The following is a 22,507-nucleotide window of genomic DNA, read 5'->3' on the forward strand; positions in this document are numbered from 1 at the left end:
CGGCCTGGCCGCCGGCGCTGAACAGAAGCTGTCCGGCTTGCAGCAACACGAAATCGCGATCCCGGACGGTAATCAGCGGACACTTTCCGATGCGGAGGAATCAGGGGTCTTGGTAAGCGCGTCAATCTCGTGAAACTTCCTGGACAAGACCACCCGCAGCGTCATCATCAGTGCGGCCGAGCATACGATGCCTCCCGCCCAAAAGACTCCGCGGACGCCGCCCAACTCGGCCGTCGCCCCGGCGAGCGCAGCGCCCAACGGCATGGACCCCCAGCTGGCCAGCCGGCTAGCACCGCTGTATCGCCCCATCATCTCGTCAGGAACCACGAGGGCGCGCAGCGAGGAGTACGCCACGTTCCAAGCACCGCTGCCCACACCCCCCACCATCGTCGTCGCAGCAATCAAACCAGGCGAAGAGGACACCGCAGGCGTGCCCAGCAGTAATGCGTAACACGCCATCGAGCCGACGAGGACTACCCGTCGTCCCAGCCAACGACTCAGCAGCGGAGCGGCGAAGGCACCGACCACGCCACCGACCCCCAACGCCCCCATCAGCAAACCGAACGCAGACCTGGTCAGCCCCAACGGCCCGGGCGCGACCGCATAAACCACAATGACCGCGTTCCACGCCGCCCAGCACGCTCCCGCAACTCCAGCGGCCAAGAGCAGCATCCGAAGGACGCGCTCCTCCCACACGTACTTCACGCCCTCCCAGATCTCACCCCGCAGGCTCGAGCCCGCCGCCGACGGCACGCGCCCATGGGCACTGCGATAGCCACCAGTCATGATCACCAAAGCGAGGACGGCGACTGCGTAACCGATACCGCCGGCTCCCAAAGCGACCGCGGACCCCGACGCGGCCAGCACGCCACCCAGCGGCGGGCCCACGAACTCATTGGCCACGGTGTCGCTCGCGGTCAGCTTCGCGAACGCCGACTCCATGCGATTCCTCGGCACGACCATCTGAACCACTGACATCCGAGTGGTCTGCGAAAGCACCTGCCCGGTGCCGAGCAGCAACGCGGCCGCGTAGAGGCCGGCCAGCGGCAGCAGGCCGGCCAGTACACCGGCAACGAGTGCGGCAAGAATCACGACCCGAGCCAACGCCGTCATCATCATCAAACGACGCCGGTCCACGCGATCGGCAAGTGCGCCGGCCGGCAACGACAACAACAGCCATGGCAGGGTGTTCGCGAAGCTCACCCCGGTAACAAGTGCTGGTGAACGGGTCATCGAGACGGCCATGAGAGGCAAGGTCAGCTGAACTACGCCATCCGCGAGATTGGTGACCGAGCTCTCAGCCCACAAGGCCGCGAAGTTCCTTCGTCGGGCCAAAGTCGTACCGCGTGGCGCGGTGTGCCTGCGCATGGTCGGGGAGCCTGCAGCATCTGAACACGCCGGCCTAGACTTTCGATTGGAGACGAAACATGGCCGTTTTCCTGGTCGACGCCGACGTGCTGGCGCGGGCTCGCTTCGGAACGTCCCAGCTCGCCGAGACGATCGGAGCCCTGAGGATTCTCCATCGTCCGCAACCGCTGCCGTGGCACCGCGCGTGGCGGGACAGGCATGTCAAAGCCTTCAGCGACTATCTCGACAGCGACCCCACGGCGGCGGCAGTCGTAGCGCACGCGTTCTCACCCTCGTGGATGGCGGACTTCCTCACCGTGCCGCCAGAACGTCCCGGTCTGACCTTGGATGACGAGCTGGCAACGATGGAGTCATTGTCGGACGAGCGAATCCGCGCCGATCTGGAACGGGTGCGGGCGCCACTGGCCCCGGAGCTGGACAGCATTGGACTCGCGGGTCGAACGGCTAACTTGCTGCGCTGGATCTGGGAGCACACCATCGCCGAGGACTGGCCGCGTCGGCAACGGATCCTGCGCGCCGACGTCGTGTCACGAATCTCCCAGCTCGGCAAAGACGGGTGGTCAGGAGTCCTCGACGGCATGTGGCCGGGAATGCGCTGGCTCGGCGGCGGCGAACTGCAAGTCAACGAGCGGCCACACCCGCCACACGACATCCGAGGACGAGACCTCATCTTCATCGCGGCGCACTGCCGGACGGGCTGGGTCTCCTGGCGACTCCCCGACCGTTTCGGGATCATCTATCCGGTAACCGGGATCTTCGCGAGCACCGCTGTCACCACACCGGACAGTCTCGCCCGTCTACTAGGAAGCTCACGGGCCACACTCTTGCTCCATACCGCCGAACCGATCAGCACCAGTGGCCTGGCCGCCGCCACCGACATGCCACTCGGCACGGTCGGCAGCCACCTGCGCATCCTGCTGGACGCCGGCCTCCTGCAACGGCGCCGGTCCGGGCGAGAGGTGCTCTACTGGTGGACCGACTCAGCACACGCGCTCGTCTCGGGACGGCACCCGGCTGGGCAAGGACGAGTACCTGACCTCCTCCGATGAAGAGATCTCATCGACGGCACGATATCGACACCTGAGCCGCGTCCTCCGCCGCTGTAATGGCGGCCGTCGCTGAATCCGAATCGGGGCCTGCGGCTCAGGCCAACGGATACCCTCCTGCGGATCTCGGCTGACTGCACTCCCGATCTCAAGAGACCGCAACCTCCTCTCGCACACTCGGGACCGAGAGCTGCTCCGACGGGCGCATACCGCACACATCGAATACGTGCCTGGTACCAGCTCACGCACACACCAGCACCGGGCCTTCCGGCAGCACACGGCAAAGGCACGGACGACCGCTACGGCCCGGGAAACCCGGCACGCTCGCGAGCGCGGCCCCGAGCCTGTGCCACCCTTCCGGGCCGTGACGCGCGCCGCGCCTGCACGGCCGGGGCGTGCGGGCGCGGCGGGTTGTCGCCCGATGCTGTCGGCACCACCCGGCATGATGGCTGCTCGTCCGCCGCCCGGCGGGCAAAGGACACACCGAAGGGACGGACTCTGATGGCTCTGCCGACGATGACGCCGGAGCAGCGTCAGGCGGCGCTCGAGAAGGCAGCCGAAGCGCGTGCCGCACGAACCGCGATGCTCAACGAGGTCAAAGCGGGCAAGCTGAGCCTGGCCGCCGTGCTCGGTCGCGATGACGATACGGCGAAGAAGACCCGCGTCTCCCAGCTCCTTCGGGCGCTGCCCGGCGTGGGCAAGGTCAGTGCGGAAAAGGCCATGGCCGATGCCGGCATCGAGGCGAACCGCAGGGTCGGCGGGTTGGGCGCCCGGCAGCGTGAGGCGCTGAACGTGACGTTCCCCCAGCGGTAGCAGCGGGACGTGAACCGGCGGCGGCTCCACGGCTGCCGCCGGTCGGCGCGTGCGGCCGGACAGAAACGGCGGCCGCACGGCGACGCGTTCGACGTCGCCGCGGACGATGCGGATCGCACACGTCGGCGATGCGGCCGGGTCATCGGCGCTGGCGGCGGCCGCCGCGTTCGCCGATGCGCGGGTCGCCGTGCACACCGGCCGGTACGCCGACCCGGAGCGGTTGGTCGATGCCGCGCTCGCGTCGTTCCCGGAGAAGTGGTGGCTGGCCTACGCCCACGCGACCGGGGCCGAACTCGCGGTCGTGGCGGGATCACCCGACGCCGGCGAGCGGCTCGCGGCGGCCGGGTCCGCTGCCGCCGAGAACGACTGGGCGGCGGCCTGCCTGGCGCGCGCCACCGCCCGGCACACCGGTGACGTCCGGCCGGCGATCGAGTCGGTGACCCGGTGGGAACGCATCGGCGCCCGGTTCGAGCGCGCGGTCACGCTGATGCTGGTGCCGGGACGAGCCGAGCGGAACTTCGAGCGCTCAAGGCCACGGTGCCGGCTCCGTAGTGGATTCCGTGGTGGCCACGGATGTTCCCTCGGCGGCCGCTGACCAGACTCATGGTCATCCCGCTGAAGGCGGGGCGGATCCTTAGGAGGAGAGACCATGGGGAACGTTGCGTCGAGCATGTCGATGTCGCTGGACGGGTTCGTCACCGGACCGCACGACAGCCGTGAGCGGCCGCTGGGTGAGGGCGGTGAGGTTCTGCACGACTGGCTCGGGCCGGCCGGGACGCCTGCCGACCAGGCCGTGTTGCAGGAGATGGTCGATGGTGCCGGGGCGATCGTGATGGGCCGCCGCTCCTATGACTTCTGCGTCGGTGAGGGAGGCTGGGGCGAGGGCGGCCCGGCCGGTGACGTGCCGTGTTTCGTGCTCACGCATCGCGCGCCGGACCCGGCCGGTGTGCCGCCGGTGTTCACCTTCGTCACCGACGGGATCAAGAGCGCCATCGCGCAGGCGCAGGCCGCCGCGGGCGATCGTACGGTCGGCCTGCACGGTGCGACCGCGGCTCAGCAGGCGCTGGAGGCCGGCCTGCTGGATGAGATCCAGGTGCACCTGGTCCCGGTGCTGCTCGGCGGCGGGGTGCGTCTTTTCGACCTGCTCGGCGCGGGCCCGGTCGAACTCACCCGCGACCGGGTCATCGACGCCGGCAGCGGAGTCACCCACCTGCGATACCGCGTCAACCGGTAACGCCACGCCGGTCGAGCCGCCACCTCGCGGCCAGGCCGCCGACCGATGACGTCGCTCGGTCCACCCCGCCATAGGGACACTCTCGCTCGCACGAATACGAAGGAAAGCACATGAGCAACATCGGCCACGCCGCCGCTCCGTCCGCGACCGTCATGACCTCACCTCGCACCGTCCCGCTGTGGCGCACCGGCGGGCTCGCCGCCATCGCCGCCGCCCTGGCCACCACCGTCATCGCCGCCGTCGCCACGAGCGCGGGAGTGTCTCTGAAGGTCGGCGGCCAGCCGATTCCGCTGTTCGCCTTCACCCAGCTGACACTGGCGGGCGCCGTGATCGGCATAGTGCTGGCCGCGGCGCTGCGGCGCTGGGCCGCGGCGCCCAGGCGCACATTCGTGGCGGTCACCGCCGTTCTCACGGTGCTGTCGGTCGTGCCCGACCTCGTCGTCTCGGCGGCACCGTCGACCAGGGCCGTCCTCATTGCCGCCCACCTCGTGGCCGCGGCGATCGTCGTCCCGCTCGTCGCCCGCCGCCTGCCCACCCGCATCCGCTGACACCGCGAGGGAGGCACCTGATCACGCGGGCCCCACCGCCCAGCAGAGAGGTGGGGCCCGCGTCGTACTGATGCTGACGGGTTCGGCGTTCCAGTGCGCCGCGAGCGCCGCTGATCGTCCCGGGGGCTACTTCAGCGCGAGCGGGCTGATGGGGGAGCCGACCGCGCCGGCGACCTTGAGCGGTGGCGCGGTGAACAGGAACTCATACCTCCCGTCGTCCGCGCAGTCATCCGCCAGGGCCTCCAGGTCGAAGATCTCGCCGAGGGGGATGCCCACGTCGCGGAGCAGCACGCAGTGCACCGGGTTCGTGGCGGCGGGGTCCTCGCCGGGCGCGACTTCGATGCCCCAGTTGTCCATGGCCAGCGCCGCGAGGTCGTGGTCGCGGATCCACCGTACGCAGGCGAGGCCGAGTCCCGGTTCGGTGCTGATCCACCCGGCGCCGTCCCGCTCGGCGGCGAACTTCCCCCACCAGCCGGTCCGGACCAGCAGGATGTCGCCCGGACGGATCTCGGTGCCCTGCCGCTCGGCGACCGCGTCCAGGGTCTCCGGGCCGATCACGTGGCCGCCCTCCAGCCAGTCCACGCCGGAGTGGCGGGCGACGTCGAGCAGGACGCCTCGCCCGGTGACCCCGCCGGCGAGGGCGTCGATCGAACACCGGCGCGCGCCGTGCGGGCCGATCGTGTCCTCCGGGAAGCCGTTGTAGAGCATGCCGTCGTACCAGACGTGCGCGAACGCGTCCCACTGCGTGCCGGCCTGGAGCGGCATGACGACGTAGTCGTCGGACCACCTCGCGCCGCCCGGGTACTCCTGCCCCGCCCCGGTCTCGGTCATGAGGTGCAGCGGGGCGATCCGCCCGGGGAAGGCCGGCGGGCCGTCGGCGTCGAGCGGGACCCCCAGCTCGAACACCGCGCCCTTGCGCACCAGCCGGGCCGCCTCCACGATGTTCTGGGGCGTGATCAGGTTGGTGGTGCCGCGTTCGTCCTCGGCGCCCCAGCGGCCCCAGTTGCTGACCGCGGCGCCGATTCGGCGGAAGTCGGCGGGCGTCATGAGGCGGCCCTGCGCTCGTGCAGCACCGCCGCCACGGCCAGGTCCTCCCAGGCCATCCCGACGCTCTTGAACACCCGCGGTCTCCCGTCGTCGGCGACGGCCCGGCCTCGTACGAGGTCGGCCAGCTCGATCAGGTCGGCCTCGTCGACCGCCCCGTGGGCGAGGGCGTGGACCACCTCTCCGGCCTCGGTCACGGCCGCGGCCCGCGACTCGACCACCACGTGTGCGCCGGCCATGACGTCGTCGCCCAGCTCACGGGCGTCGGGGTGGTGCGAGCCCATCGCCACGACGAGGGTGCCCGGCGCCAGGAGCTCCGCCTCGAACAGTGGTTCGCGCGCGCTCGTGCAGCAGATCACGGCGTCGGCCTCGCGTACGTCGCGCGCCGTGCCGGGCCGGACGCGGAGTCCGTCGTCGGCGCAGCGGCGGATCAGCCGCTCGGTCCGCTCCGGGTCGCGCCCGACGACGACCACGTCGCGCAGGCCGTACAGCGCGTGGAAGGTCTCGATGTGCGCGCGGGCCTGCGGTCCGCTGCCGAACACGACGGCCGAGCGGACCGGGCGGGTCGCCATGTGGCGTACCGCGAGGGCCGACACGGCCGGGGTCCGCAGCAGGGTGAGCTCGGCACCGTCCATCATGGCGCGCAGCCGGAGCGTACGGGCGTCCATCAGCAGGTACAGCCCGGAGATCGTCGGGAGCCCCTCACGCGGATTGCCCGGCGCCAGGCCGAGGACCTTGACGCCGACGTAGTCGGCGCTCTCCGACGGCATCAGCAGCAGCTCGCCGTGGCTCGTCGGCCGGGAGACGCGTCCGGGTTCCGCGGAGGGCCGGATGTCGGCCAGCAGGGCCCGCTCCAGCGCGTCCACCAGGAGCCGCGCGTCGGTGAGCCGTCGCAGCCTCCGGGCCTCGATCACCTCGGTGCTCATCGGCGTCTCCCATCGTCGATCGAGATCTCGGCGTTCTCGTCCGTCGCCGACACCGTCACCATCCCCTTTCGTGGAAGCGCGTCGAAGTCCTCGGCGGACAGGACGACGATCGGCACCTCGATCGAGTACAGCTCCCGTGCGACGATCGCCGCGAGCGTCACGATCGCGTCGGGCCGCCGGAGCAGGACGGCCGCCGGCGACACACCGCGCCGCATCTGCTCGGCGAGCACGCTCGAACTCGAACTCGACCCGCGGCTCCCAGACATGACCAGCACCCGTCCGGCGGGCGAGGCTCCCCGTTGCGGGTGGTGCACGTCGGTGATCTCGCCGGTCGCCACGTCGGTGCCGCCCCAGAACGACAGCGGCTCGTCCAGGAGCAGCAGGGGAGCGGTCGCACACCCCGGGCTGAGCGGGACCCCGATCATGGCACCCGCCAGAGGCCGGGGTCGCGGACGACGCGCCCCGCGCGCGCGGACAGCACGCACTCGGGCAGCGAGGCGAACACGACGTCGATGCCGAGGTTGGTCGGGGCGTACCAGGCCCACTTCGCGGAGTTGGTCATCACCACCCGTGCAGAGGTCCGCAGGACCGGGGCGATGTAGGTACAGGTGTCGACAAGGATCCGCGCGCCGGCCCGCCGGCAGGCCGCGGCGTCGCCGTTGCGCTCGGCCTCGGCGAGGACGGCCCGGCTCGTGGAGATCCAGAACTCGATGTCCTCATCGAACGGCGGACCGTCGGCCACCAGCGCGGCGAGCGCGCGGAACTCGGCGACGGAGAAGTGCGGCGTGCCGACGCTGATCGCGTCGAGCCGCCCGTCCGGCGCCGTGGTGAGCTCGTCGCGAGCCGCGAGCAGATCCGCGGCGGTCACCTCGTGACGTCGTTCGGCTGCGCGCCCGCCGAAGGCGGTCGCGACATCGGGCGCCTCCGGAGTCAGGCCGACCGCGTGGAACAGGGCGACCCCGCCGGCCGAGGCCGCCGCGGCGCCGAACGCCTTGAGGCGGTCCTCGTCCGCGTCGCCGGGCAGGCCGGTCAGCACGGGGACGCGCGTACCCGAACGGCGGCCGACGAGATGGCCGAGCGCCGCCCAGGCGACGTCCGACGCGAACGCCCCGGCCGGCACCCGCGAGCAGTCGAACAGGACCTGGCCCGCGCGGTTCTCGTCCCGGTGCAGACCGACGTACGGCGCGGAACCGGTCACCGCGGCGCAGATGTCGGCGAAGTCGCCGTACCGGTCGGTGCGGGCGCCGAGGACCGAGTTGGCGAACACGATGGCGTTCGACTCCGCCCATGCCACGTGCCGCCCGTACGCCGGTCGTTCCCGGAGTTGGTACGGAGCGCAGGTCCACGTGGGTTCCGCGCCGAGCGCGACGTAACCGTCCATCAGCCGCCGGGCGTCCGCCCGATCGGCGGCGTCGCCGCGCACCACGCCCGGATGCAGCAGGTCCAGCGAGCCGACGTTGAGCGTCGTGGGAACGGCGACCCGGGCGCCGCCGGCGATCAGCCGCTCGACCAGGTCGATCCCCACCTGCCCGTGGAAGAGACAGCCGTCGACGTGCGCGGAGTCGACGGGGATCAGCCGGTCGGCGCCGAGCGCGCGGGCGAGCCGGACGATCACCCGCATGGCCAGCGCCGCCCCGTCGCCGCGACGGCCCGCGAGCATCTCCCGCTGCGCGGCCGTCAACTCCGGATCGCCGACGGCCTGCCTCATGCGGCCTCGCCCGCCCGTTCGCGGCTGTGGACGATCCGCCCGTCCTTGATGACCAGCCGGATCCGCGCGAGCGCGCCGATGTCGGTGCCGGGGTCGCCCTCGACCAGCAGCAGGTCGGCGAGCTTGCCGACCTCCACCGTGCCGGTGTCGTGCAGGACGTCCATGTTCTCGGCGGCGTTGCGGGTGGCCGCGCGGATCGCCTCCTGCGCGGTCAGCCCGTACTGGACCATGAGCTCCAGCTCGCGGACCAGATCCGTGTGCGGGTTGTACGGGGTGCCCGCGTCCGTACCGGCCGCGATCCGCAGACCGGACCGGACCGCCGCCACGAAGCTCTCGCGGTGCCGCTCCGCCTCGTGCACGGCCTTCTCGAACACCCAGGGCACCATGCCCGCGCTGTTCTCCGCGTTCACGATCGAGGCCACGGCGAGCAGGGTCGGCACGAGGTACGTGCCCTGCGCGACGGCGAGTTCGAGCGCCTCGTCGTCGAGGCGGATCCCGTGCTCGATCGAGTCGACGCCCGCGCGCAGGGCGTTCTTGATCCCCTGGTTGCCGATCGCGTGCACGGTGATCCGCCGTCCGGCGTTGTGCGCCTCCTGCGTCGCGACCGCCAGCTCTTCCCGCACCAGCCCGGTCTGCCCGGGATCGACGCCGGCGGTCAGGACACCGCCGGTCGCCATCGCCTTGATGAAGTCGGCACCGGCCTTGATCTCGGCCCGGGTCGCCGCCCGGACACCGTCCGCTCCGTCGGCCTCACGTCCGATGAAGTGGCCGTGGCCGCCGGTCATCGTGATCACGCGTCCGGCCGCCTTGACGCGCGGTCCGGGGATGAGGCCGTCGTCGATCGCCTTGGCCAGCTCGATCACGATCCCGTCGGCGGCGCCGCAGTCACGGACGCCGGTCACCCCGGCGCGCAGCGCCAGCTCGGCCATCTTGGCGCTCTTCAGCGTGGCGAGCGGCACCGAGTCCGACTCGATCTGCCGCGTGAAGTCCGGCCCGCCGTCGGCGGACAGGTGGACGTGCGCGTTGATCAGGCCGGGTAGCAGGCTGCATCCGGCCCCGTCGACGACCGCGTGCGGCGGAAACGACGGGGCGGAATCGGACGGGCCGATCCACTTGATCCGCCGGCCTTCGACGACGACCGCGAACCCGTGCCGACCCGGTCCGTCGTTGCCGTCGATCAGGTTCACGTCCCGGATCAGCAAGTCCGCCGCAACGTTACTCATGGGCCCTCCTCGTCCTGTATCACCGCTTTGATCGGATAGTGACAGGCGGCCCTGCGTTCGCGCGAGGGTAGAAGATCGGCCAGGATCGGCGGCTCCACCGCGCAGCGGGTCCGGTCCTCATGGGTCCTCGGCCCGTAGCGACATCGCGGGTGGAACACGCATCCGGACGGCGGATTCGCCGGATCGGCGGCGTCCTCGGTCGCGAGCCCGCCGGCCGCCGCCGGCGTCGACCGGCCGCTCGGGTCGGGCCGGCTGTCGCGCAGCAGCTCGGTGTAGGGGTGCGCGGGACGGGTGAGGACGTCGGTCGTGCCCTGCTCGATCACCGTGCCGAGATACAGGACGCTCAGGTCGGTGCACATGTACTGCGCGATCGCCAGGTCGTGGGTGATGAAGACGTAGGTCAGGCCGAGCCGTTCGCGCAGGTCGAGCAGCAGCTCCAGAATCTCGGCCTGCACCGAGGTGTCAAGCGAGGACGTCACCTCGTCCGCGATGATCACTTCCGGCCGGACCGCCAGGGCACGGGCGATGACGATGCGCTGACGCTGACCGCCGGAGAACTCGTGCGGCAGCCGCTTCGCGGCGGAGCCGTCCAGCGCCACCGATTCGAGCAGCTCGGTGATGCGTTCACGGTGGGCGCCGGCGCGAAGCCGCCCGCGCGGGTCGATCGCCTCGGCCAGCGTCCGCTCCACCGACATCCGCGGATCCAGCGAGGAGTACGGGTCCTGCGGGACCAGCTGGATCCGGCGCCTGGCCGCGAAGCGCTCCCTTCGCGACAGCCGCCGTACGTCGGTGCCGTCGAGCCGGACCACGCCTCGTATCGGGGTCAGCCGCCCGACCAGCACCTGGGCCAGCGTGGACTTGCCGGACCCGGACTCGCCGACGATGCCCATCGTGCCGCCGCGGCGGACCGCGACGTTCACGTCGTGCAGCACACTCCGCGAGCGCGGGCCGGAGCCGTAGCCGGCCGACACCCCCACGGCGCTCAGCACGCTCTCGTCGGTGTGGGTCATGACCGGACCTCCGCGGCGGCTGTCTCGACATGGCAGGCGACGGCGTTGCCCGAAGGCTCGGCGACCAGCGGCGGAACGATCTCGGTGCAGACCGGCACGGCGAGCGGGCACCGGGGCGCGAAGGAGCAGCCCGGGCCCTGGTCCTCGGCCGCCGGGGCGCGTCCGGGCAGCGGCACGAGCCGCGCTCCGTCCCGCTCCGACGCCGTGTCGGGTGAGGCGGCCAGCAGTGCTCGCGTGTAGGGATGCCGTACGTCGCGCCGGCGCAGGTCCTCGACCGACAGTTCCTCCACGACGCGTCCGGCGTACATCACGCAGATCCGGTCGCAGAGCGAGGAGACCACGCCGATGTCGTGCGAGATGAGGAGGATCGCGGTGCCGTGCGTCGTGTTGATCTGTTTCAGCAGGCGCAGCACGTCCGCCTGCACGGTGACGTCCAGCGCGGTGGTGGGCTCGTCGGCGATGATCAGTTTCGGTTCGGGCAGCATCGCCGCGGCGATCATCGCGCGCTGCCGCATGCCGCCGGAGAGCTCGTGCGGATACTGGCGCATCCGCAGCTCGGGCGAGGACACCCGGGTCTCGGCCAGCCGGGAGACCGCCAGGGCGTGGGCCTGCCGCCGGGACATCTTCGCGTGCACCCGGAGGACCTCTGTGAGCTGGGTGCCGATCCGCAGCGCGGGGTTGAAGCTGCTCGACGGGTCCTGGAAGACGATCCCCAGCTCGGTCGCCAGCCGGGCGGGCGGTGCCTTCGCCGGATCGGCCAGGTCGACGCCGTTCACGTTGAGGTGCGCCGCGGACCATTCCAGCTCGCGAGGCAGCAGCCGCGCGAGGGCGAGTGCGGTCAGGCTCTTGCCGGAACCGGACTCGCCGACGATCCCGACGATCTCGCCGGCGTCCACGGTCAGCGAGATCCCGTGGACCAGCTCCCTGCCGTCGGGCCGCCGGATCGACAGGTCGCGGACGGACGCCACCGGTGCGGCACCCCCGGCCCGGCTCGCGTCACCGGCCGTCGGCGGGTCGGCGGACCGGCGCACGGCGCGGTGCGGCCGCGACGTCCCGCGCGGGTCCATGTGCCGCACCAGGCCGTCGCCGACGAGCCCCGCGGCGAGGCCCGTGACCAGGATCGCCGCGGCGGGACCGAACGCCTCGCCGGGGTTGTCGTACAGGTTGCGCAGCCCGCTCGCCAGCAGGCTGCCCCAGTCGTAGGACGGCGGCTGGACGCTCAGTCCGAGGAAGCTGAGCCCGGAGACGGTCACCACGCTGGTCGCGAACCCCACCGAGGTGAGCACGAGCAGCGGCGGGGCGATGTTCGGCACCACGTGCCGGGTGACGACGCGGAACCGGCCCACGCCCAGCAGCCGCGCGACCGTGACATAGTCCCTCTCCTGCACCGACAGCGCGAGCCGGTTGGTCAGCCGGGCGAACTGCGGGCAGAACGCCAGGCCGATCGCGCCGACCACCGACGCGCGGCCCGGGGAGAGGATCGCGGTGAACGTCAGCGCGATGATGATCGGCGGGAACGACAGCAGCAGGTCGATGACCCGGTCGCCCAGCGTACGGACGGCCGGCCCGGCGGAAACGATCATCGCGCCCAGGAAGGTGCCGAGTGCCGCCGCGATCGCGGTCGCGGCGACCGCCATCTCGATCGTCGACCGCGTGGCGACGACGGTACGCCAGAACACGTCCCGCCCCAGCGCGTCGGTGCCCAGCCAGTGCGCGCCCGAGGGGCCCTGGCGGATGTCGCCGGTCAGCGCGTCGGCGCGCGCCTGCCACAGGATCGGCCCCGCGACGGCGACCAGAACGATGACCGCTGCCAGGACGAGGCCGACGAGCAGCATCGCCGGAAGCCGGGTACGTACGCCTCTCATGAGCGCGCCCCCGTCAGCACTCGTGGATCGAGCAATCCGAGCGTGACGTCGACGATCAGATTGATCAGCACGGCGACCAGGCCGAGCACGAGGATGATCCCCTGGACCTCCGGATAGTCGCGGCGCACGATCGCGTGCACGATCTCCGCGCCGGCGCCCGGCATGTTGAAGACGTTCTCGGCGACGACCGTTCCCCCGAGCAGCGCCACGAGGATGAGCCCGCCGAGGGTCAGCGTGCTGGTCACGACGTTGGGCACCACGTGCCGCAGCAGCAGGCGTGTGTTCGACAGCCGCTTGCTCATCGCCATCGTGATGTAGTCCTGCGACAGCACCGCCGCCGTCTCGTTGCGCACCAGACGGGTGAGGACCGCGGCCGGCGCGATCGCGATGGACAGGGCGGGCAGGATCATCGCGGTGGGTCCCGAGCCGCCCTGCACCGGCAGCCAGCGCAGGGTCAGGGCGAACACGTAGACGAGCACGGTGCCGGCGATGTACTCCGGCATGGCCCCGATGACCGAGGCGCCGACCCCGAACGACGACGTCGCGACGCGGGCCCGCCCGCGCTGCTGGGCCACCCCGACGGCGGTGCCCAGCGGTATCGCGACGACCAGCACGATGACCAGCGCGCTCATCGCCAGCTCGACCGTGAGCGGCAGACGCTGCGACAGCATCGACGACACCGGCTGGCCGGTCGTGAAGGAGGTACCGAGATCACCGTGCGCCAGGCCGCGGAGGTACGTCCCGAACTGCCGCCACAGGGGTTCGGTCAGCCCCAGCCGCTCACGGACCTGCCGCACCTGCTCCTCGCCGGCGGTCAGCCCGACGATCTGCCGGGCCGGATCGCCCGGCACCCAGCGCACGATCATGAACGTCACGACGATGAGGAAGGCGAGCACGGCGACCACACCGCCGAGCCGCCGGGCGAGGTAACCGGCCCACGGGGAGCCGGCCACCCGCCGGGCGAGTCCGCGGCGTACGGCCGGTGCGCCGGCAGCGGTCGTCGCCATCGTCAACCGCTCGCCTTGCCGACGCGGATCGACGCCGGTACCGCGAACCCGTTGAGGACGCTGCCGCTGATGCCGCCCGCGAACAGCACGTGCACCGGCGCGGTGGCCAGCGGCAGGACATCGTTGTTCCGCAGCAGCGACTGCTGGAACGTCGTCAGCGCCGCGCACTTCTCCTTGGCGGAGCTGGCCGTGGCCGCGTCGAACGCCTGCTCGGCGGCCGGGTTGTTCGTCGCGCCCAGGTTGAGCCCCTTGGGCGGCGCGCCGTGGACGAAGAACTGCCCGACCGGCAGGAAGCTCGACAGCCGGTTGCCGTACACGAAGATCGTGACGTCCCAGTCGTTCTTGCCGCTGAACAGGTCCGACACCCACGCCTGGTTGTCCATCGTGTGCACCGTCGCGGCGGCGCCCGCGGCCTGCAGGGCGGACATGATCTGGTCGTTCGCGGCACCGCCGGCCAGGATGTTCGTGCCGATGACCTGGAGCTTGACCCCCTTGAGCACCTTGGCCGCCGCGGCCGCGTCGTACTTGGGGATCTGCGCGGCCGAGCCGCCGTCGAAGCACTCGTAGGTGGATCGGCCGAGGCTGGAGATGAGCTGGCCGGCGCCGAAGCTCTGGACCTTGTTCAGCACGGAACGGTCCAACGCCTGGGAGATGGCGAGCCGGACGTTCTGCTGGGAGGTCGCGTGGCCGGCGGTCTCGTTGAAGACGAGCATCGTGTCGGACTGCGGTGACGCCTGAGCGCTGATCCCGGCGGTGGACTTGAACCGTTCCCACACGTTCGAGGTGAACGAGGCGACCTGGAGTTCACCGGTGGAGGTCAGGTTGGCCCGCGTGTTCTCGTCGTCGACGACCTTGAGCACCAGCTTCTTCGGCGGCTCGCCCGCCGCCTGGTCGGCGTACGCCGGTCCCCATGTGTGCTTCGCCCGGCGGGCCATCGTGTAGCTGGACCCGGTGACCTGCGACTCGGAGACGAAGGCGCCCGTGCCGGCGGACTTCGTCCGCAGGCTCGACGGGTCCTTCGTGCCCGCCGGGCAGACGATGCCGGCGTACGGACCGGTCATCCCGGGCACGAGGTCCGACCAGGGCTTTCCCGTGGTGATCGTCACCGAGTCGCCGGACGAGGTCGCCTTCGCCGTGTTGCCCGGGCCGATGGCCTGGCCGATGAGAGGTGCCTTGGTCGCGGGGTCGAAGAGCCGGTTCAGTGACGCCGCCACCATCGCGCCGGTGAGGGAGGTGCCGTCCGAGCAGGTGACACCGTTCTTGAGGTGGAAGGTGGCGGTCTTCTTCGTGGAACTCCACTTGTCCGCCAGGCCTGGGATCAGCTTGCCCGAGGGGTCGAAGTTGACCAGCGTGTCGTACAGGGCCGCGAGGGCGACCGCGTCCTGGAACGTGCTCGCCTGGGTCGGGTCGTAGCTGCTGACCGGACCGTCGAGCGTCATGGAGACGACGCCGTTCGTGACGTTCGGAGGCGCCTTGCCGCTGGACTTCGACGAACCGCCACAGCCCGCGACGAGCAGAGCACTTACGGTGACACTCATGACGACTGCCTGGTGCCCGGTTTTGATTCTCATGGTGGTCCTCGGGTGATCTGGCCGGATGAGAAGTGCGGCGCCCCAGAGCGGGCTCGGATCGCGTTCATCAACTGAACTCGTGTTCGGCCATGGTGACGATCTGGATATCCGATGTCAATATGTTGAACGCCAGACCGTTGGAAGCGGGCGTAACGCCCGGCGCGGGCGCGCGTCAGAAGGAGGGCGGCGTCATGGCGCCGATGAGCGCCGCGTTGTGGCCGGTGGCGTTGCGGTACCAGTGAGGCAGGTCGGAGTCGTAGGTGAGCGAGTCGCCCTCGTGGAGCGTGTACACGGTGCCGGCGACGCACACGATGAGCTCACCCTCGGTGATCATGATGCATTCCTCGCCGACGTGCTTGAACGGCGCGCTCTCGTTGCTCCACCCGGCGGCGATCTGCACCTTGATCATGCCGAGCCTGCCGTTCATGTGCGGCGTGATCAGGGTGTACTCGAGATTCTCGTCGGCCGTCAGCAGCCGCCGGTGCGCGCCGGCGCGGACCAGTGACCCCGCCTCGGCGTCGGCGAGGAAGAACCGGCCGACCGGCACGTCGAGCGCCTGCGCCAGCTTGACGAGCGTGGTGAACGACGGATTTCCCTGACCCCGCTCGAGCTGGCTCAACAGTCCGGGGCTCATACCGGCGGCCTGGGCGAGGGTGGCGATGCTCATGCCGGCGGTGCGGCGCAGCTCGCGTACGAGGTTCCCCACGACCGCCATCGTCGGCGCCGAGGCGCTCGAGTCGCCGGCCTGGGCCGCCCTGGTGTCGCGAGGCATGCGAACAGCCTGCCCGAGTGGGCAGGCGTCGTCAATATATTGAACAATCTGCCACGACGCGCGTCGTCCGCTCCGCACTCCTTGACGCCCGTCTTTTCGTAAGTATAGCTTACGCCACCTAAGCCACAGTAACGATGCGGTCGATCAATCCCACGAGCGGAAGGTCGGACTCCGTGGCCTCTACCAGCGTTTTCGACACTTCCCTCAGCGGTCTCCTCACCGGGCGGGTCGCTCTCGTCACCGGTGCCGCCGGGGCACTCGGCGAGTCGATCTGCCGCACCTTCGCGCGCGCCGGCGCCGAGGTCGTCGGCGTCGACCTGGTCGACGGCGGCGCCTGCGACTTCGTCGCGGACGTCGCCACGGCGGAGGGCAACCGGCTCATGGTGGCCGAGGCCGTTCGCCGCCACGGGCACCTCGACGTGCTGGTCCTCAACGCCGGCGTGCAGTTCGTCGCGCCGATCCCCGAGTTCCCAGAGGAGGAGTGGGACCGGCTCATGAACGTGATGGTCAAGGGCCCGTTCCTGGCCCTGAAGGCGGCCTGGGCGGAGCTGACCGGCCGGCCCGCGTCGCGCGTCCTGATCACCTCCTCGGTCTCCGGTCTGGTCGCCGAGCCGTTCAAGGCCGCGTACGTCTCGGCCAAGCACGCGGTCAACGGCCTGACCAAGGTCGCCGCGCTGGAGGGCGCGCCGCACGGCCTGACCGCCAACGCGGTCGCGCCCGGCTGGATGTCGACGCCGATGGTCGAACGCCAGCTGCCGGAGCAGATGGCCCTGCGCGGCCTCACGAGGGAACAGGTGCTGGAGCTCCTGCTCGACCGCCAACCCGTCAAACGCCTGATCGGCACGGACGAGGTCGCCGCCCTGTTCGCGTTTCTCGCCAGCGACCTGTCCTCCTCCGTGACCGGGGTCTGCCTACCGGCCGACCTCGGCACGCTCGCGTCCTGAAGCACCACCTTTACCGAAGGGATCGGTCATGTTGCGCGACAAGTACGAGCCGTGCGTCCTCACCGCGGCGGTGACGGGCGGCGACGTCCTCCCGAGCCAGAGCCCCCACATCCCGTGCGGGGCCGAGGCCATCGTCGACGAGGCGATTGCCGCCGCCGAGGCCGGAGCCACCTGCGTCCACCTTCACGCCCGCGAGCTCGACGGACGCCCGACCGGCGACCCGGCCATGTTCCGCGAGATCGTCACCGGCATCCGTGAGCGGTCCGACGTCGTCATCAACATCAGCACCGGCGGCACCCCCGGAATGCCCGAGGACCAGCGCCTCGCCGGCATCCGCGCCGGCCGGCCGGAGATCGGCACGCTGAACCTGGGGACGATGAACTATGAGGGCTTCCCGAACAGGGCGCGCTGGCCGAAGGTCCAGCACGCCTGGGAGCAGGAGGTCCTGGACAAGTCCGGGGAGGGCGTGTTCACCAACACGCTCGGCACCGTCCGCCGCTTCGCGGCGGAGTTCCGCGACCTGGGCGTCACGCCCGAGCTCGAGGCCTACGACCTGGGGCACCTGTCCATGGCCCGCTTCCTGCTCGACGAGGGGACCCTCGAGGCCCCCATCCGGATCCAGCTCGTGCTGGGCGTGCTCGGCGGGGCCGGCAACGCCCTGGACGACTTCTTCATCCTGACCCAGGCGGCCGACCGTATCCTCGGAGCCGACGCCGCGAGCATCAGCGTGGCCGCGACCGGTTTCCCGGGCGAGTTCCGCCATGTCGCGACCGCGCTGTCGTGGGGCGCCGACTGCCGGGTGGGCCTGGAGGACAATCTGCGGGTCCGTCGTGACCGGCAGGCGAAGACCAACGCGGAACTGGTGAACGTCGCGACCGAACTCGCCGACCGGCTGGCCAGGCCGATCGCGACGCCCGACGCGCTGCGCGCCGAGCTGGGTCCGTGGTACAAGGCGACATAGAGGAGTGGAAGCGAATTGGCTGCTCGCCGGCCGTCAGCGCATCAGCAGGGCGGCGACAGACGCCAGGGCCACTTCGGCGGCCCGGCCGCCGACGGCACCCGTGCCGAGGATGGCGCGCGTGCCGAGGAGGGCCCGGGCGAAGGGCCGCCACCGGTGGTCCCGGACAACGACACCGATGCCGACGCCGTCAAGGCCCTGCTCGGCCGCAACATCAACAACCTGCGGACCCAGCGCGGCATGGCGGTACGCGACCTGGCGGAGCAGGCCGGCGTCTCGGCCGCGTTCATCTCCCAGGTCGAGCACGGTACGGCGACGCCCTCAGTGCCGACGCTGGTCCGCATCGCCCAGGCGCTCCGGGCCCACATCGGTGATCTTTTCCAGGCGTCCCTGTCACGCAGCCAGATCGTCCGGCAGGACGAACGCGCGGCGTACGAGTATCCGGACCGCGGCATCACCGAGGCCCAGGTCAGCTCGGATCCCAGCGGAAGCCTGGAAGTGCTGTGGGTGAAGCTCGAGCCCGGCGGTGGAACCGGCCCGGAGCTGTTCGCGCACGGCGCGGACACCGAGTTCGTGTTCATCCTCAAGGGGCGGGTCGCCGTGACCGTCGGTTCGGAGGTCCACCGCCTCTCCGCCGGGGACAGCCTCACCTTCCCCGGCAAGGACCTGCACGGCAGCCAGAACCTGTCCCGCGGTTCCTCCGAACTGCTCTGGGTGCAGACCCCGGCCTCGTACTAGCCGGGGGTCCGCCTCACCCTGTCCCTGCGGTCGTCGGGAGACGCCGGTGAACCTTTCCGAGAAGCCGACCGGCTTCGTCACGATGCCCCAGGGCGACGTGGCCTACTGGCGCGTCGGCACGCCCGGCCGCCCACCCGTCGTGTGCCTGCACGGCGGGCCCGGCATGCCGCACTCCTACCTCGAGCCGCTCGCCCGGCTGGGCACCGACCGTGAAGTGATCTTCTACGACCAGGCGGGCTGCGGCCGGTCCGAGCGGAGGCCACCGCGGTCATCATGGTCGATCCCGTACTTCATCGAGGAACTGCGGACGGTCGTGGCCGCCCTCGGCCTGGGGGAATTCCACCTCTTCGGCAACTCCTGGGGCGGATGGCTCGCCCTGGAGTACGTGCTGGGCGACCCGCCGGCGATGCCGGTCTCGCTGCTCCTCAACAGCTCTCCGCCGAGCATCGCGAACTGGCTCGACGGGGTACACGCACTGCGCGCCCGGCTTCCCGAGGACGTGGTCCGGACGCTGGATGAGCACGAACGGGCGGGCACGGTGGGCTCACGCGAGTACCGGGACGCCTTCGCCGTCTTCAACCGCCGTCACATGTGCCGCGTACGGCCATGGCCGACGCCGCTCAAGACCGCGCTCGGCGGCTTCGGCGACGAGGTGTACGCGGCGCTGTGGGGGAGCAGCGAGTTCGGGCCGGTGACCGGGGCGTTGAAGGACTGGGACGTCACGCCACGGCTGCCGGAGGTGACCGTGCCCACCCTGGTGACCTGCGGACGGCACGACGAGGCGGTGCCGGAGCACATGGCCACGCTGGCGGACGGCGTCGACGGCGCCCGGTTCACCGTCTTCGAGCACAGCTCGCACATGGCGTTCCTCGAAGAGCCGGACGCCTTCCTCGCCGAGCTGTCGGCATTCCTCACCGGTGTCGAGACGCGGCGCCGGTCTCTCTCGACAAGGAGGGGACGATGAGCGAGCCCAAGGTCGGACGAGTAGGCCCCAAGTCGACGGCGGAGGGCCGGACCGCGGTGTGCTCCAGCGCCCATCCGCTCGTGACCGACGCGATGCTCGACATCCTGCGCGACGGCGGCAACGCCATCGACGCCGCCATCGTCGGCTGCCTGCTCAACGCGACGATCCAGCAGGACATGACCAGTCACGCCGGCACGGTGACGATGCTGTTCTGGCACGCCGAGCAGGGCCGGTGCTACGAGCTCAACAGCATGGGCACCATCGTGCCGGGGCTCGCGCCGTTCCGGCCGGTCGCCATCTCCTCCGGTCCGTACACCGCGATACCGGAGGGCCCCTGCGCGGTCATCCCCGGTTTCATGCCGGGCCTGAAGACGATGCACGAGCGGTTCGCGTCACGGCCGTGGGACCGGCTCTGCGCGCCGTCGATCCACTGGGCCGAAGAGGGGCACGAGGTCGACTCCTTCGAGCACCTCGTCCTGGGCCAGAGCGCCGAGCTGTACATGAACACCGATTCCGGGCGACGCCACTTCACCCCGGACGGCTACCTGCCGCAGGTCGGCCACCGCTGGCCGAAGCCGGAGCTGGCCCGGACGCTGACGCGGCTGGCCGCCGAGGGGCCGGACCTGTTCACCGAGGGGGAGTGGGCGCGGCTGTTCGTCGAGCGCGCGAACGAGGTCGGCTGGCCGATCGAGATGCGGCACATGCGCCAGGACGAGCCTCGATGGGGAGACGGCCTTCGCTACCGGCACCGCGACGTCGAGATCATCCAGCAGGCGCCGCCGGAGCGCCAGGCCGTCATGTCGGCGATGGTCCTCGGCATCCTCCAGGAACTGGGCGTCGCCGAGCTCGGGCACTACGCCGAGTCGGGGCGGTCGCTGTACTACATGGCGCACGCCCTGCGCCGGGCCGCGTACGAGACCGGGTTCATCAACGACCCGGAGGTGTTCGAGGACCCGAGCAGCGTGCTGATGTCGCGGGAGTACCACCGCGCGCTCGCCGCCGTGCTCCGGATGAGCCGTACCAAGGTGGACCTCACCGAGCATGTGCGGCTCACGTCGACGGCGGGTGCGCTGACCGAGGCGACCGGCAGGTCGAAGCAGTCCGTCGGAAGCTGCGAGCTCAGCGTCGTCGACGCGCAGGGCAACTGGGTCCAGCTCGTCAACACCGTGCAGGGTGGAGGAGTGCCGGGCCAGGTCATCGGCGGAGTACCGATGATCGGCAGCACCATGACGAGCAGCCTCACCGCGATGCTCGGCGGCTGGCTGACCGGCGGCGGACGCATCCGTTCGGTCATCGGCAACACGCTGGTCCTGCGTGAGGGCCGGCCGTGGCTCGCCCTCGGCACGCCCGGCATCCCGCACATCACGGTGCCGCAGGTCATGACGAGCATCCTCGAACACGGCCTGGACCCGTACGCCGCGGACGACGCGCCGCGCATGATGCCGCTCGCCGACGACTACTCGGTGACGGTCGAGAGCCGGCTGTCGCCCGAGGTCGTCGCCGAGGCCGCCCGCATGGGTGTCCTGGTCCGCCCGATGGCGCCGTACCAGTACCAGATGGGCAGCTTCCACATGACCTGGCGTGACGAGGCGGGCGCGCTGCACGCCTCCGCCGGCCCACGCCGCGCCGGACAGGCCGCCGGATTCTGACGGCCGGGTCACCGAGGGTCGCGGGTCAGGGTCGTCCAGCGCGGGTCGACGTGGCCCAGCCACAGGTCCTGGTCGTCTGCCAGCGGTCGTTTCAGCGGTAGTGGCAGGAAGCGGCAGGCGAACGTCAGTCCCACGTCGTCTCCGTCGCCGTACACGGTGTGGTTCCAGGCGTCGGCCGTGGCCGGAGGCGCCTGCAGCTGGAAGTAGGTGGTCCTGCGCGGACGGCGGGTGTCGGGATGGGGCCTGTCCTCCACGGTGACCCGCCGCACCACGGAGGCGGTGAGCAGACCGGTCTCCTCGGCGACCTCGCGCAGGACGGCGTGCTGTAGGTCCTCGCCGGAACGGACGCCGCCGGCGGGGACCTGGGTGCCGGCCTGGGGCATACCGACGTGGTCGAAGACCAGGAGCTCAGGGCCCGGCAGATGCCTGATCACATAGGCGGCGACGCGGATTCTAGGCCGGTTCACCCACGCATTCTCCGCCGCCACGGCATCACGCTCGGCGGATGCACGCGACGGCGGCGGCGAGTCGGTCATCGGATGCGGGGCTGGTCATGCTGGGACACCGGCCCGAGTTCGGCTTCGAGGCGGGAAAGGAGGCCGCCGAGCAGCGCGTTCAGCCGCGCCAGCCCGTCACGGTCGAGGGCGGCGTCGAACAGCCGCAGTTCCTCGGCGGTGCGCCGCGCCGTGGCCTCGGCCCAGTGCCGGCGGCCGCGTGCCGTCAACCGTACGGGGCGGCTGCGGCCGTCGGCGGCGGGCACCGGCTCGACGAGGCCGGCCCGCGTGAGGCGTTCGATCCGCACACTGATCGTTCCCGAGGTGAGGGCGAGCGCGTCGGCGAGCTGCTTCGGCGTGCGCTCATACGGCGGGCCCGAACGCTGCAGCACGGACAAGGCCTCCCAGTCGCCCAGCGTGATCTGCTGCTCGTCGGCGACGCGCTCCAGCAGCCGTTCGAACAACCGCGCGATCCGGCCGATCCGCTGCCGCGCGGCCTCCACATCGGGGTCGACCCTGGGAGGCATCTGATCCATCCACGTGGCGATGCCGGCGCCGACCGAGTCGATGGGTTCCACGGGTTTGGCACTTCCTTGAGTCTCAAAGTACTTTGTTTGAGTATCAA

At 71.0% G+C, this 22,507-nt stretch carries 23 protein-coding genes; 10 read left to right on the forward strand and 13 right to left on the reverse strand.

The window, feature by feature from the left end:
* Window positions 1–72: 72 nt before the first annotated feature.
* Window positions 73–1,368, reverse strand: coding sequence for an MFS transporter (locus QSK37_RS22020; RefSeq protein WP_285624226.1), 1,296 nt, complete (start codon window positions 1,366–1,368; stop codon window positions 73–75).
* 59 nt (window positions 1,369–1,427) lie between these two features.
* Between QSK37_RS22020 and QSK37_RS22025 the strand changes: the two genes are divergently transcribed.
* From QSK37_RS22025 to QSK37_RS22045, 5 genes are all read left to right on the forward strand, one after another.
* Complete coding sequence (locus QSK37_RS22025) at window positions 1,428–2,417, forward strand: ArsR/SmtB family transcription factor (protein ID WP_285624228.1); 990 nt, start codon at window positions 1,428–1,430, stop codon at window positions 2,415–2,417.
* Between the two features lie 498 nt (window positions 2,418–2,915).
* Window positions 2,916–3,227 carry an integration host factor, actinobacterial type gene (gene mihF / locus QSK37_RS22030; RefSeq protein ID WP_285624231.1) on the forward strand — a complete coding sequence of 104 codons (312 nt, stop codon included), beginning with the start codon at window positions 2,916–2,918 and terminating at the stop codon, window positions 3,225–3,227.
* 106 nt (window positions 3,228–3,333) lie between these two features.
* Window positions 3,334–3,822 carry a hypothetical protein gene (locus QSK37_RS22035; protein WP_285624234.1) on the forward strand — a complete coding sequence of 163 codons (489 nt, stop codon included), beginning with the start codon at window positions 3,334–3,336 and terminating at the stop codon, window positions 3,820–3,822.
* Between the two features lie 54 nt (window positions 3,823–3,876).
* Window positions 3,877–4,461 carry a dihydrofolate reductase family protein gene (locus QSK37_RS22040; RefSeq protein ID WP_285624236.1) on the forward strand — a complete coding sequence of 195 codons (585 nt, stop codon included), beginning with the start codon at window positions 3,877–3,879 and terminating at the stop codon, window positions 4,459–4,461.
* A gap of 110 nt (window positions 4,462–4,571) precedes the next feature.
* A complete protein-coding gene (locus QSK37_RS22045; RefSeq protein ID WP_285624238.1) occupies window positions 4,572–5,009 on the forward strand; it encodes a DUF6069 family protein in 438 nt (145 codons plus the stop codon).
* A gap of 126 nt (window positions 5,010–5,135) precedes the next feature.
* Here the strand turns inward: QSK37_RS22045 and QSK37_RS22050 are convergent, their stop codons facing one another.
* From QSK37_RS22050 to QSK37_RS22095, 10 genes are all read right to left on the reverse strand, one after another.
* A complete protein-coding gene (locus QSK37_RS22050) occupies window positions 5,136–6,056 on the reverse strand; it encodes a cyclase family protein (RefSeq protein ID WP_285624241.1) in 921 nt (306 codons plus the stop codon).
* Complete coding sequence (locus tag QSK37_RS22055; protein ID WP_285624243.1) at window positions 6,053–6,979, reverse strand: ornithine cyclodeaminase family protein; 927 nt, start codon at window positions 6,977–6,979, stop codon at window positions 6,053–6,055. The genes QSK37_RS22050 and QSK37_RS22055 overlap by 4 nt, the downstream gene beginning before the upstream one ends.
* Window positions 6,976–7,404: an aconitase X swivel domain-containing protein gene (locus QSK37_RS22060; protein ID WP_285624246.1), complete on the reverse strand. Its 429-nt coding sequence runs from the start codon at window positions 7,402–7,404 to the stop codon at window positions 6,976–6,978. The genes QSK37_RS22055 and QSK37_RS22060 overlap by 4 nt, the downstream gene beginning before the upstream one ends.
* Window positions 7,401–8,687: an aconitase X catalytic domain-containing protein gene (locus QSK37_RS22065; RefSeq protein ID WP_285624247.1), complete on the reverse strand. Its 1,287-nt coding sequence runs from the start codon at window positions 8,685–8,687 to the stop codon at window positions 7,401–7,403. The genes QSK37_RS22060 and QSK37_RS22065 overlap by 4 nt, the downstream gene beginning before the upstream one ends.
* Entirely contained in the window at window positions 8,684–9,910 is a 1,227-nt protein-coding gene (locus QSK37_RS22070; protein WP_285624248.1) for a metal-dependent hydrolase family protein, read from the reverse strand. The genes QSK37_RS22065 and QSK37_RS22070 overlap by 4 nt, the downstream gene beginning before the upstream one ends.
* Window positions 9,907–10,920 (reverse strand): oligopeptide/dipeptide ABC transporter ATP-binding protein, encoded by a 1,014-nt coding sequence (locus QSK37_RS22075; protein ID WP_285624251.1) that lies wholly within the window; start codon window positions 10,918–10,920, stop codon window positions 9,907–9,909. The genes QSK37_RS22070 and QSK37_RS22075 overlap by 4 nt, the downstream gene beginning before the upstream one ends.
* Window positions 10,917–12,785, reverse strand: coding sequence for a dipeptide/oligopeptide/nickel ABC transporter permease/ATP-binding protein (locus QSK37_RS22080; protein WP_285624253.1), 1,869 nt, complete (start codon window positions 12,783–12,785; stop codon window positions 10,917–10,919). The genes QSK37_RS22075 and QSK37_RS22080 overlap by 4 nt, the downstream gene beginning before the upstream one ends.
* Window positions 12,782–13,792: an ABC transporter permease gene (locus tag QSK37_RS22085; protein WP_285624255.1), complete on the reverse strand. Its 1,011-nt coding sequence runs from the start codon at window positions 13,790–13,792 to the stop codon at window positions 12,782–12,784. The genes QSK37_RS22080 and QSK37_RS22085 overlap by 4 nt, the downstream gene beginning before the upstream one ends.
* 2 nt (window positions 13,793–13,794) lie before the next feature.
* A complete protein-coding gene (locus QSK37_RS22090) occupies window positions 13,795–15,330 on the reverse strand; it encodes an ABC transporter substrate-binding protein (RefSeq protein WP_285624257.1) in 1,536 nt (511 codons plus the stop codon).
* Between the two features lie 205 nt (window positions 15,331–15,535).
* Window positions 15,536–16,135, reverse strand: a complete 600-nt coding sequence (locus QSK37_RS22095) for a helix-turn-helix domain-containing protein (RefSeq protein WP_285624258.1) — start codon at window positions 16,133–16,135, stop codon at window positions 15,536–15,538.
* 173 nt (window positions 16,136–16,308) lie between these two features.
* Here QSK37_RS22095 and QSK37_RS22100 point away from each other — a divergent pair, with 173 nt between their 5' ends.
* The 5 genes from QSK37_RS22100 to QSK37_RS22120 are packed head-to-tail and all read left to right on the forward strand — an operon-like array spanning window position 16,309 to window position 21,388.
* Window positions 16,309–17,079 (forward strand): SDR family oxidoreductase, encoded by a 771-nt coding sequence (locus QSK37_RS22100; RefSeq protein ID WP_285624260.1) that lies wholly within the window; start codon window positions 16,309–16,311, stop codon window positions 17,077–17,079.
* A 28-nt stretch (window positions 17,080–17,107) separates the two neighbouring features.
* Window positions 17,108–18,040, forward strand: coding sequence for a beta-keto acid cleavage family enzyme (locus tag QSK37_RS22105; RefSeq protein ID WP_285624263.1), 933 nt, complete (start codon window positions 17,108–17,110; stop codon window positions 18,038–18,040).
* Window positions 18,041–18,055: 15 nt separating this feature from the next.
* A complete protein-coding gene (locus QSK37_RS22110) occupies window positions 18,056–18,775 on the forward strand; it encodes a helix-turn-helix domain-containing protein (RefSeq protein WP_285624264.1) in 720 nt (239 codons plus the stop codon).
* Window positions 18,776–18,821: 46 nt separating this feature from the next.
* Entirely contained in the window at window positions 18,822–19,739 is a 918-nt protein-coding gene (locus QSK37_RS22115; RefSeq protein ID WP_285624267.1) for a proline iminopeptidase-family hydrolase, read from the forward strand.
* Complete coding sequence (locus tag QSK37_RS22120; RefSeq protein ID WP_285624269.1) at window positions 19,736–21,388, forward strand: gamma-glutamyltransferase; 1,653 nt, start codon at window positions 19,736–19,738, stop codon at window positions 21,386–21,388. The genes QSK37_RS22115 and QSK37_RS22120 overlap by 4 nt, the downstream gene beginning before the upstream one ends.
* An 8-nt stretch (window positions 21,389–21,396) precedes the next feature.
* On the opposite strand, the gene QSK37_RS22125 is transcribed toward QSK37_RS22120, so the two are convergent.
* Both QSK37_RS22125 and QSK37_RS22130 read right to left on the reverse strand, forming a co-directional pair.
* Entirely contained in the window at window positions 21,397–21,855 is a 459-nt protein-coding gene (locus tag QSK37_RS22125; protein WP_285624271.1) for an NUDIX hydrolase, read from the reverse strand.
* A gap of 65 nt (window positions 21,856–21,920) precedes the next feature.
* Entirely contained in the window at window positions 21,921–22,460 is a 540-nt protein-coding gene (locus tag QSK37_RS22130) for a MarR family winged helix-turn-helix transcriptional regulator (protein WP_285624273.1), read from the reverse strand.
* Window positions 22,461–22,507: the final 47 nt, after the last annotated feature.

The organism is Actinoallomurus iriomotensis (assembly GCF_030269445.1).
Taxonomy (GTDB): domain Bacteria; phylum Actinomycetota; class Actinomycetes; order Streptosporangiales; family Streptosporangiaceae; genus Actinoallomurus; species Actinoallomurus iriomotensis.